The sequence below is a fragment of the Pantoea sp. X-Soil-TKNS-1280 genome, assembly GCF_059730475.1.
Window position 1 is genome coordinate 2,511,638 of the sequence record NZ_AP035962.1, and the last position, 11,615, is coordinate 2,523,252.

9 protein-coding genes are annotated in these 11,615 nt (G+C 54.7%); 1 reads left to right on the forward strand and 8 read right to left on the reverse strand.

The annotated features are described in order from the left end of the window. Positions 1-173: 173 nt before the first annotated feature. Entirely contained in the window at positions 174-4,118 is a 3,945-nt protein-coding gene (putA, locus tag AC6I8X_RS11730; RefSeq protein WP_497839835.1) for a trifunctional transcriptional regulator/proline dehydrogenase/L-glutamate gamma-semialdehyde dehydrogenase, read from the forward strand. Between the two features lie 166 nt (positions 4,119-4,284). Here the strand turns inward: putA and AC6I8X_RS11735 are convergent, their stop codons facing one another. The 8 genes from AC6I8X_RS11735 to AC6I8X_RS11770 form a co-directional block, all read right to left on the reverse strand. Next, positions 4,285-5,367 carry an acyltransferase family protein gene (locus AC6I8X_RS11735; protein WP_313689041.1) on the reverse strand — a complete coding sequence of 361 codons (1,083 nt, stop codon included), beginning with the start codon at positions 5,365-5,367 and terminating at the stop codon, positions 4,285-4,287. Between the two features lie 355 nt (positions 5,368-5,722). Further along, positions 5,723-6,475 carry an L-cystine ABC transporter ATP-binding protein TcyN gene (tcyN, locus tag AC6I8X_RS11740; protein ID WP_299451675.1) on the reverse strand — a complete coding sequence of 251 codons (753 nt, stop codon included), beginning with the start codon at positions 6,473-6,475 and terminating at the stop codon, positions 5,723-5,725. Further along, positions 6,472-7,140, reverse strand: a complete 669-nt coding sequence (tcyL, locus tag AC6I8X_RS11745) for a cystine ABC transporter permease (RefSeq protein ID WP_084875548.1) — start codon at positions 7,138-7,140, stop codon at positions 6,472-6,474. Before tcyL ends, tcyN begins: the two co-directional genes overlap by 4 nt. After that, a complete protein-coding gene (gene tcyJ / locus AC6I8X_RS11750) occupies positions 7,140-7,940 on the reverse strand; it encodes a cystine ABC transporter substrate-binding protein (protein WP_208715439.1) in 801 nt (266 codons plus the stop codon). Before tcyJ ends, tcyL begins: the two co-directional genes overlap by 1 nt. A gap of 136 nt (positions 7,941-8,076) precedes the next feature. Further along, positions 8,077-9,063: a D-cysteine desulfhydrase gene (locus AC6I8X_RS11755; RefSeq protein WP_313689038.1), complete on the reverse strand. Its 987-nt coding sequence runs from the start codon at positions 9,061-9,063 to the stop codon at positions 8,077-8,079. Positions 9,064-9,195: 132 nt separating this feature from the next. Further along, positions 9,196-9,699 (reverse strand): flagella biosynthesis regulatory protein FliZ, encoded by a 504-nt coding sequence (gene fliZ, locus AC6I8X_RS11760; protein WP_013509525.1) that lies wholly within the window; start codon positions 9,697-9,699, stop codon positions 9,196-9,198. Positions 9,700-9,748: 49 nt separating this feature from the next. After that, positions 9,749-10,471, reverse strand: a complete 723-nt coding sequence (locus AC6I8X_RS11765) for an RNA polymerase sigma factor FliA (RefSeq protein ID WP_084875557.1) — start codon at positions 10,469-10,471, stop codon at positions 9,749-9,751. 143 nt (positions 10,472-10,614) lie between these two features. Then, positions 10,615-11,583 (reverse strand): HNH endonuclease signature motif containing protein, encoded by a 969-nt coding sequence (locus AC6I8X_RS11770; protein ID WP_313687663.1) that lies wholly within the window; start codon positions 11,581-11,583, stop codon positions 10,615-10,617. Positions 11,584-11,615 lie beyond the last annotated feature (32 nt).

Consider the following 11,615-nt stretch of genomic DNA (forward strand, 5'->3'; position numbering starts at 1 on the left):
GTTGCACCCAATGAATTTACAACCACTCAAGGTGCAACCCTGGCGAGATTCTTGCAATAAACCTCAGACCAATGACTTAGCGCACAATTAACAAGGTTGCACAAAGTTGCAACATAAGTGATAGTGCAGTTCACACCGGACATCAAACTATTCTTTTTGAGGAACAGGAAAACATGGGAACCACCACCATGGGGGTGAAGCTGGATGACGCCACCCGCGATCGCATTAAACTGGCAGCGCAGAAGATCGATCGCACGCCACACTGGTTGATTAAACAGGCGATTTTTAACTATCTGGCGCAACTTGAGGCCGGGGATTCGCTGCCAGAGATTCCATTGCAATCCAGCGATACGGCGCAGGAAGACGCGTCAGCTGAAGAACCCCTGCAACCGTTCCTTGATTTCGCCGAGCATATTCTGCCGCAGTCGGTGACACGTTCAGCCATTACCGCCGCATGGCGTCGTCCGGAAACCGATGCCGTCCCGATGCTGCTGGAACAGGCACGTCTCCCGGCCCCGCTGGCGGAAAAAACCCATCAGCTGGCTTACACCCTCGCCGATAAACTCCGGCATCAGAAAGGTGCAACCGGGCGCGCCGGAATGGTGCAAAGTTTGTTGCAGGAGTTCTCCCTCTCTTCTCAGGAAGGGGTGGCGCTGATGTGCCTGGCCGAGGCTTTGCTACGTATTCCAGATAAACCGACGCGTGATGCACTCATTCGCGACAAAATCAGCAATGGCAACTGGCAGTCGCATCTCGGTCGCAGTCCGTCGATGTTCGTTAATGCCGCCACCTGGGGCCTGTTGTTCACCGGTCGTCTGGTGTCCACCCACAATGAGGCTAACCTGTCCCGTTCCCTTAACCGCATCATTGGTAAGAGTGGTGAGCCGTTGATCCGCAAAGGTGTGGATATGGCGATGCGTTTGATGGGGGAACAGTTTGTAACCGGTGAAACCATCGCTGAAGCGCTGGCTAACGCACGCAAGCTGGAAGAAAAAGGCTTCCGTTATTCTTACGATATGCTGGGTGAGGCGGCACTCACCGCCAGTGATGCCAAAGCCTACCTGGTCTCCTATCAGCAGGCCATACATGCCATTGGTAAGGCCTCTAATGGTCGTGGCATTTACGAAGGTCCGGGTATCTCCATCAAGTTGTCGGCACTGCATCCGCGCTACAGCCGCGCGCAGTATGAACGTGTGATGGAAGAACTCTACCCGACGCTGAAATCGTTGACGCTGCTGGCGCGCTCTTACGACATCGGCATTAACATCGATGCCGAGGAAGCTGACCGTCTCGAACTGTCGCTCGATCTGCTGGAAAAACTGTGCTTTGAACCGGAGCTGGAAGGCTGGAACGGGATTGGCTTTGTGATTCAGGCCTACCAGAAACGCTGTCCATTCGTGATTGATTACCTGGTAGATCTGGCTCAGCGCAGCCGTCGTCGTCTGATGATCCGTCTGGTGAAAGGCGCCTACTGGGACAGCGAAATCAAACGCGCCCAGATCGACGGCCTGGAAGGCTACCCGGTCTATACCCGCAAAGTGTATACCGATATCTCCTACCTGGCCTGCGCACGCAAACTGCTGGCGGTGCCAAACCTGATCTATCCACAGTTCGCCACTCATAACGCCCATACGCTGGCGGCGATTTATCAGCTGGCGGGTAACAACTACTATCCAGGCCAGTACGAATTCCAGTGCCTGCATGGCATGGGAGAACCCTTGTATGAGCAGGTGGTGGGCAAAGTCGCCGATGGCAAGCTCAATCGCCCATGTCGTATTTATGCACCCGTCGGCACCCATGAAACCCTGCTGGCGTATCTGGTACGCCGTCTGCTGGAAAACGGAGCTAACACCTCGTTCGTGAACCGCATCGCCGATACTTCGCTGCCGATTGATGAACTGGTGGCCGATCCGGTCACGGCGGTGGAAAAAATGGGCGCGAGCGAAGGGGCGATTGGCCTGCCGCACGCGAAAATTCCATTGCCGCGCGAATTGTATGGTGAAAAACGCGTTAACTCCGCCGGTCTCGACATGGCGAACGAACACCGTCTGGCGTCGTTGTCCAGCGCCCTGCTGAACAGCGCCAGCCAGCCGTGGCAGGCCCAGCCGTTGATTGACGGTGAACTGGGTGCCGGTAGCGGCCGTCCGGTGCTCAACCCGTCAGCTCCTGCTGATGTGGTGGGCAGCGTGCGCGAAGCCACATCTCAGGAGGTGTCACAAGCACTGGATGCTGCGGTGAATGCCGGTCCGATCTGGTTTGCCACCCCACCGCAGGAACGCGCCGCCATTCTGGAACGCGCTGCCGAAATGATGGAAGGCCAGATGCAGCAACTGATTGGCCTGCTGGTGCGCGAGGCGGGCAAAACCTACAACAACGCCATCGCCGAAGTCCGTGAAGCGGTGGATTTCCTCTACTACTACGCAGGCATGGTGCGTGATGATTTCGACAATGTCACCCATCGCCCGCTGGGTCCGGTGGTGTGTATCAGTCCGTGGAACTTCCCGCTGGCGATTTTCAGCGGTCAGATTGCCGCCGCTCTTGCCGCAGGCAACAGCGTGCTGGCGAAACCGGCCGAGCAGACGCCACTGATCGCCGCCCAGGCAGTACAGATTATGCTGGATGCCGGTGTGCCGTCTGGCGTGCTGCAACTGTTGCCAGGCCTGGGGGAAACCGTGGGTGCTCAGTTGACCGGAGACGAACGCGTGCGCGGTGTGATGTTCACCGGTTCTACCGCCGTCGCCACCCTGCTGCAGCGCAATCTTGCTGGTCGTCTTGATCCGCAGGGTCGTCCAACGCCGCTGATTGCCGAAACAGGAGGGATGAACGCGATGATCGTCGATTCCTCAGCGCTGACCGAGCAGGTGGTGGTGGATATCGTTGCCTCCGCGTTTGATAGCGCCGGACAGCGTTGCTCCGCCCTGCGTCTGCTGTGTGTGCAGGATGATGTGGCCGATCACACGTTGAAAATGCTGCGTGGTGCCATGGCCGAATGCCGCATGGGAAATCCGGAGCGCCTCTCCACCGATGTGGGTCCGGTGATTGATGCCGAAGCCAAAGCCAATATTGAGCGTCACATTCAGGCGATGCGCAGTAAAGGCTTCACCATTTACCAGGCCGCACAGGAAAATCCGCAGGACAGCAAAGAATGGGCGACGGGCACCTTTGTTAAACCAACGCTGATTGAGTTGGAACAGGTCAGCGATCTCGACAAAGAGGTATTTGGTCCGGTGCTGCATGTGGTGCGTTTCGCACGCAATAACCTGCCGCAGCTGATCGATCAGATCAACGCCTCCGGTTATGGCCTGACGCTCGGCGTACACACCCGTATCGATGAAACCATTGCGCAGGTCACCGCCGGAGCGAAAGTTGGCAACCTGTATGTGAACCGCAATATGGTCGGTGCCGTGGTCGGCGTGCAACCGTTTGGGGGTGAAGGCTTGTCGGGTACCGGTCCGAAAGCCGGTGGCCCACTCTATCTCTATCGTCTGCTGGCAAACCGCCCGGATGCTGCACTGCGCACGACTTTTGATCGCCAGGATGCCGAGCGCCCGGTGGACAGCGTGCTGCGCACCACGCTGCTCAACGCCCATCAGGCACTGCAACAATGGGCACAGGACAAACCTGAACTACTGGCCCTGACGCAGCGCTATGAACAGCTGACACAGGCCGGTACGGTGCGCGTGCTGCCGGGTCCGACCGGTGAGCGCAACACCTTCACCCTGTTACCGCGTGAGCAGGTATTGTGTATCGCCGATAATGAACAGGATACGCTGGCGCAACTGGCAGCCGTCACCAGCGTCGGCAGCCATGCGTTGTGGCCGGATGATGAACTGCATCGGACGCTGCGCGCGGCGTTACCTGCGGCGGTTCAACAACGTATTACGCTGGCAAAAGATGTGCTGGCCGGTGAGTTTGATGCGGTGATCTACCACGGTGATGCCGATCAGCTGCGTAGCCTGTGTGAACAGGTTGCCGCGCGTGACGGTGCGATTGTTTCCGTGCAGGGCTTTGCCCGTGGTGAAACCAATCTGCTGCTGGAACGGTTGTTGATTGAGCGCTCGCTCAGCGTCAATACCGCCGCTGCTGGGGGTAACGCCAGCCTGATGACCATTGGTTGATATTGAAAAGCAAAGCGGCCCTGTAACAAGGCCGCTTGCAGATCTTATTGCGCGATAAATCGCGCCGCTACGCTGTGGTGAATTTGGTATGCCTGCATCCATCTTGCACGGTTTGTAGCGGCGCAATTTATTTCGCACGTTTGTTCTCCGGCGATAAACCGTACCGCTACGCCGCAGTTTTTTTACGTTTCATACCAATCAGAGTGGGGAAGACAAACAAGGACTGCCCCAGACCACGATTGGTTAATGACCACACCAGTACCGAGCACAGCGAACAGATGGTGACGATCGCTATCGGGTAGAGACATGCCCACAGCACGGAAAACCACGTTTGCTCGAACAGATGATGACGCTGGGCAAACAGAATCGCCGACATACCAAAGAACTCAATGAAGATGCGGTGAATAACGTAAATCTGTAACGTGTTACGTCCAATCCAGTTGAGCCAGCTCATACGGAAATGGGCATTCAGCCAGCGACAAATTGCCACGCTGCACAGCACCGCAATCAGGCACATAAACAGGCTGCGGTTCATACCGAAGATCACATGGACACCGGCAATGGCCGCCAGCAGCGCCCAGGGCACAATATTCTCACGCCGCCATTCGCTCAGGCGCAGCATCAGCGGGCTCCAGAATGCCCCCATCAGGAAGAACAGGAAATATTGCGCCAGGCTTTGTGGTCCCCAGAAAGGAATAATCTTCTCTACGGCCAGATAATTCAGCACCACCGCCACCACCAGCAACGCTATTTTCTGCTTACGGAAGATCCTGGCGAGCAGGAAGTAAATGCCCAGACCATACAGATACCAGGAAGTACTCATAGCGAGGAAGGTCAGCTTAAGAAACTCAAGTAAAGAACCTGCATACGCCGCATTCAGGTTTTCGGAAATACGCTGCCCGGTAATTTCAGAGGAGATACCAACAATTGACCACCACTGAATAAATCCCCATAAAATATAGAGATAGAACAGGTTGGTAATCCGACTGGTAAATACCTGTTTCCACGGGCGATTCATAATCCCGTTCGCCGCCAGCAATCCCGACACAAAGAAAAAGGCTGGCATACGCAGTGGCGACAATACCGTATTGAACTTCACCCATAACTCAGCCGGAATCCATCCTGCCGACAGATACTGCACCGTATTCTCAAATCCGGGTAAGACCGTGTGATAGAGCACAACCAGTAATATGCAGGTCCCTTTGAGGGTGTTTACCCACAATATTTCATCGCTCCTGGTGTTATTCATAAGATTAACTCCCGCTGTGTAGGTCTGAAATGTGAAAAATGTGAGGCAGATAAATGGCGAGTACTTTTTTTGATTAAGGGGCAATTATCGGGCAGGAGATGCTGCATTACTGTAGCGAAACTCTTAAAAGTTTTTCACTGGTCCTGATATAACAATGCGTTACGTGGTTTTATCTTTATTTGTAAATAAGCAGGCTAATGATTTACTTCATTTATTTAAACGGTCAGGAACCACCGTCACTGTCAACAGAATATCAACACCCCTCACAATTAAGAATATTTCACCTGTTATTCAGCCAGGGAATAATCGAGTCAGAAGAGTAAAAAACGCCGCAACTGAATTGCGGCGTTGAGGATTATTGACTAAGGAATTTATCGAGAAATTGCCGGGTACGCGCCTGCTGTGGGTTGCTAAACAGCGCCTTTGACGGCCCCTGCTCTACGATGCGTCCCTGATCCATAAAGATCGCGCGGTCAGCAACATCACGGGCAAAGCTCATTTCGTGGGTGACGATGACCATGGTGCGTTTCTCTTCCGCCAGCGCGCGAATGGTATTCAGCACCTCCCCCACCAGCTCAGGATCGAGAGCGGACGTCGGTTCATCAAACAAAATCACCTGCGGCCGCATCGCCAGCGCACGCGCAATCGCCACGCGCTGCTGCTGTCCACCGGACAACCGGCGTGGGAAGCTCTCTTCCTTACCCTGCAAGCCGACTTTCTCCAGCAGCGAGCGCGCGCGCGCAATGGCTTCCGCTTTCGGCTCGCCTTTGACGATTACCGGCCCCTCAATGATATTTTCCAGCACCGAGCGGTGAGGAAACAGATTGAAGTTCTGGAACACAAAACCAACCTGCTGACGCAGACGCCGTACCAACTCTTTCTGCTTGTGGATGCCCAGTGCGGCATCGACCGAGATATCCCCGACCCTGATGCGCCCACTATCCGGCACTTCCAGCAGGTTGATACTGCGCAATAACGTAGTTTTACCCGAGCCACTCGGTCCGATAATGGCGACAACTTCGCCGGAAGCCACGTCCAGATCGATACCGTGCAGCACCGTCTGGCCGTGAAATTGCTTCACCAGCTGACGAACTTCAATGGCACTCATTTCACCTCCCGATCCTGACGATTTACATGCGCTTCCAGCCGGTTCTGCAAGGCAGAAAGTACCGTAGCCATCACCCAATAAATCACCGACGCGGCCAGATACATGGTAAATACCTCAAGGGTACGCGAGGTGATCAGCTGCGCCTGACGGAATAACTCCGGCACCTGAATGGTCGCCGCCAGCGAGGTGTCTTTCACCAGGCTGATAAAGCTGTTGCCCAGCGGTGGCAATGCCGTCCGCGCCGCCTGCGGCAGGATCACGCGCCGCAGTGTCTGCCACGGCGTCATACCGATACTGGCGGCCGCTTCCCACTGTCCACGCTCAATCGCCGCGATGGCACCACGCAGCGATTCCGAGGCATAGGCTGCGGTGTTAAGCGACAGGCCAATCATCGCGGAAGGAATCGGGTCCAGCTCGATACCAAACTGCGGCAGACCGTAGTAGATCATAAACAGCTGGGCGATCAGCGGGGTACCGCGAAAGATCGAGACGTAAATGCGGGCCAGCCAGTTAATTGGCCAGAAGTGGGACAGGCGCATCAATGCCAGCACAAAGCCAAGTATCAGGCCAAAGAACATCCCGCCGATACTCAGCTGAAGGGTGAACACCGCGCCTTTAAGGAGAAATGGTGCTGAATCCAGCACCAGTTGTAGGCTTTCCTGCATTATTTAGTGACGTCCGCGCCGAACCATTTCTCGGAGAGCTTGCTCAGCGAGCCATCTTTTTGCATCTCAGCAATGGCGGCATTAATCGCGTTCAGCAAATCATCATTGCCTTTACGCAGTGCCACACCCGATTCCAGACGGGAGAAGGCCGGACCGGCCACTGCCATGGTATCGCCGGTTTTCTTTACCAGATCCAGCGCAGCCAGGCGATCAACCAGGATGGCATCAAGACGGCCAGAACGCAGATCCTGATATTTGGTCGGGTCATCATCATAGGTGCGGATATCTACACCCTTGACGTTATCGCGCAGCCATTGTTCATAGTTAGAACCGAGGCCAACCCCCACTTTCTTACCTGAGAGATCTTCCGGCTTACTGATGCTGCCCGCGTTTTTCTTCAGTGTCAGCGCCTGCACACCGGAAATGGTGTACGGCGTGGAGAAGTCATATTTCTTCTTACGCTCGTCAGAAATAGTCACCTGATTGATGACAACGTCAATGCGTTTTGAATCCAGCGCCGCCAGCATGCCGTCCCATTTGGTCGGTTTCAGGCTGGCTTTGACGCCGAGATGCTGGGCCAGTTGCTGAGCAAACTCGACTTCAAAACCGGTCAGCTTGCCGTTTTCATCCTGGAAGCTGAACGGTGGATACGTCCCTTCCAGACCCACCAGCAGCGTACCGCGCTCTTTAACTTTATTGAGCAGATTTTCTGCCGCAAAGGTTTTCACGTTGAAGCCAGCGACTAACGCCACCGCCATCACGCCCATCACCAGCTGGCGACGAATCTGTGAGAAAGCCATAGTTACCCCATTTATTATTTGTGAGTTGTGTGTTGTGAGGCGGCAAAAACCACATCTGCCGCACTATCGTTATTAGCGCTACTTAACCGGGCAAGTCAAATAACGGGCGGATTATAAACCTTTTTTCAGCCGCGCCTCAGACCGAAGGATGATAAGCAAATAACGCGGGCGCACCGCCGGTATGAACAAATAATAGTGGCCCTTCGCGGCGGAAGCGCTGCTGACTGATACCATCAATGAGCCCGGCCATGGCTTTGCCGGTGTACACCGGGTCAAGCATGATGCCTTCCAGTCGCGCCAGCAGCTTGACCGCGTCCATCCCTTCTTCGTTCGGTTCACCGTAGCGCGGGGCAAAATAGTCATCCCACAGGGTAATCGGTGCCTGAGCGGTGACCTCCAGCTGCTGTGCCAGCGCACTGCGGATGCGCTCCACCACTGGCAACTGATCGGCCACTTTACGCGACACCGTCACCCCCACCAGCTCGCTATCTGGCAGCAACTGCTCCAGACCAACCGCCAGACCGGCATGGGTACCGGCGCTACCGGACGCGACAACCACCGCAGCAAAATCCACCACCCCTTCGCTCTGATGGGCGATTTCCTGTGCGCACTCGACATATCCCAGCGCCCCGAGCGCATTGGAGCCGCCAACGGGCACCACATAAGGACGAAATCCCTGCGCTTCCAGGCGGATGGCCTGCTCCGCCAGCTGTGCGGTTGGGTTGTGCAACGCCTCCACCATCACCACTTCCACATCCATCAGATCCAGCAGCAGCCGATTGCCGTTAGTGAGGTAGTTTGCGGCGGTGGTACCAATCGGGTTTTCCAGCAACGCCACGCATTTCAGGCCAAGACGCGCTGCTACCGCGGCGGTCTGGCGCACATGGTTCGACTGGATAGCGCCCGCGGTCAGCAACACATCCGCGCCTTCGCGCAGGGCATCGGCCGCCAGAAATTCAAGTTTGCGCAGTTTATTGCCGCCGAACGCCATCGGCGTGAAATCATCGCGTTTGATAAAAATATCACGGCCCAGATAGTCAGACAGACGTGGCAGGTGTTCCAGCGGCGTAGGTGCACCGAGTAATTCAAGACGGGGATACTGGTGCAAAAGATGTAAGGACAATGCAGCCTCCATTCGGGCTAAGTGCGATTATTCTTACAGTGTTGCAGAAGATGAGAGAAGTCGCACCCGGAAATCACCGGGTGCGGTCCCTGTTGCTGACGTCTTCGACAACAACAGGGAGGAGGATCACAGTTAACTGCGCTGCCAGCCTAAAAACTGGTCATATTTGCGCAAAGCGATGCGGTAGTTGTTGTTACCGGCATCAGGTAAATCGTTCTCCAGACATTCATGCCAGCTGTTGCCCCGCAAGCGTTCTGCCGGGAAGTTTTTCGCCTTAAGCATGTCATCGAGACGACGTAACCGCACCACGTATTCACGAATGGTGCTGTGACTCATCTCAGTCTGTTCAAAGAGGTATTGTTTGAACGCCATGATATCGAAGTAATTCGGATGAGTATTACAAAAAATATCGCTGCAAAAACGACACAAGGCAGTCAATTCCGGCTGGAGTTTCATCCAGACCTGATCGTCAATCATCTGGTCCATCCGTGCGATGGCCTCTTTATTGATAATCTGGCCACGGAACACTAACGCCATACGGTCAAGAACTTTGCCACAGTGCGAACAATTGCTTTGGCTGTGCTTGTAGTCTTTAAGGTAGCGACTTAAAGGTCTGGCTTTGGATTTGGCTCCCATTGCTGAGTCCCCGGTTTTATTATTTTTGGATCGCCAGGAACTGATTCTGTCAGCGCGCTCCCGTTAATCGGGCACGCAGGCGTTTAATCGCCTGACTGTGCAGCTGGCTGACGCGGGATTCGCCCACTTCAAGCACCGCGCCAATCTCTTTCAGGTTCAGTTCTTCCTGGTAGTACAGTGTCAGCACCAATTTTTCACGCTCGGGCAACGCCTCGATCGCTTCAATTACGCGCTCACGCAGATTCCCTTCCATCAGTTGATGAAGCGGGTTGGCTTCTTCATGCCCTTCCGTCACCAGCTCTGCGCTGTCACCGTGTTCTTCCCGATACTCGTCGTAGGAGAAGAGCTGGCTGTTGTTGGTATCCAGCAGAATCTGCCGATACTCTTCCAGCGAAACATTCAATTGCTCAGCCACTTCCTGCTCGGTAGCCGCGCGCCCCATCGCTTGTTCTACCTGATGCATCGCACCCGCCACTTCGCGCGCATTGCGGCGAACGCTGCGTGGTGCCCAGTCACGACTACGCAATTCATCCAGCATTGATCCCCGGATACGCTGCACGGCGTAAGTGGTAAAGGCAGTGCCCTGTAACGCGTCGTAGCGCTCCACGGCGTTCAGTAAACCAATGCCACCGGCCTGCAGCAGATCGTCAAGTTCAACGCTGGCTGGCAAGCGCACCTGCAGACGCAGCGCTTCATGCCGCACCAGAGGAACGTAGCGCTGCCAGAGCGAATGTTTATCCATCACGCCATCGGCGGTATAGAGATCGTTCACGTTGACTACCCTGCGTTAGTAAAGTTATCGGCATGATTATCCAATTCTGTAGGGTGTTTTGATTGGGTGAATAGGCGGGCAAAGCGCGGTTATTTCAAATTTGTAATAGATGGCAGCATCATGAGCCGCCATCCATCGGGAGATTAACGCAGATTACGCAGACGCTGCCGCGTGCCGGGCGGCACCGCATCCCACAGTGCACAGGTTTTACCCTCAAGCACCTGATAAAAAGGATTAATGTTATCGTCGCTTTCCAGTTGTGATTTGAACAACACCTGGCCGGTTTCCGCATCAATGCTTAACATTCGGTTGATAAACAGCCGTTGTAAGTCACTACGCAGGAACAAACCGTTGTCCACGCTATTATCGGCGAGAAATCCATCATCATTTTCCTGGGTATCGATATGGCAGGCTTCAACCCAGGGCCAACTATGGCGCTCGGTCAGCCGGGTACCGGTGATAATGCAGGCACCATAACGCGCCTTTACTGCGGCGCTAAATTCGGCCTGGCTGTCGCGCTGGAAAACTCTGGCTTTAACCCGCCTGCCCACTTCGATGCCGGGCATCACTGCGATCGGTACTTTATGTTGCGGCGTACTCAGTACCACCAGGAATTGCACTTTGCGTGACAGCGGGAAACAAGGGTGCGCCTGTGGGTCGAACAACTGCCAGTATTCATCCTCTTCATTCTGGCGCATCAGTACCAGCTTAAAACCACGGCTCGCCAGCATGTTTTGCGCCTCGGCAGAATGCGGATCGAGCATCGCATAGACCCGGGTTTCCCCCACCACCTTCCAGCGATTTTCTTTCTTTATTTCATCAGTACGACGGAAATAAAGGAAAGCCTGCTGGTTTTTCAGGTAATGCTCAAAACGGCGCAGATAGTTTTTACGTTCGTTATCATCCGAGACAAATAACAGATCTTCCAGCGGGCTATTGATCTCCTGTTGGGCAAACACTGCGCGGATAATCAAATTGCGATAGCTGGTTGACGGGCTCAGCAACCCGCGGGAGGTAAGCTCTTTTTCGTCAGGATGCTGTTGCGTGTAGCGCAATGCGATCTCTTCAAAAGTCAGTAGCTCACCGGGTAACAAGTCATAATTGAAGCGCATAGACACCCCAGAAAATGGAAAAAATAAGGCAA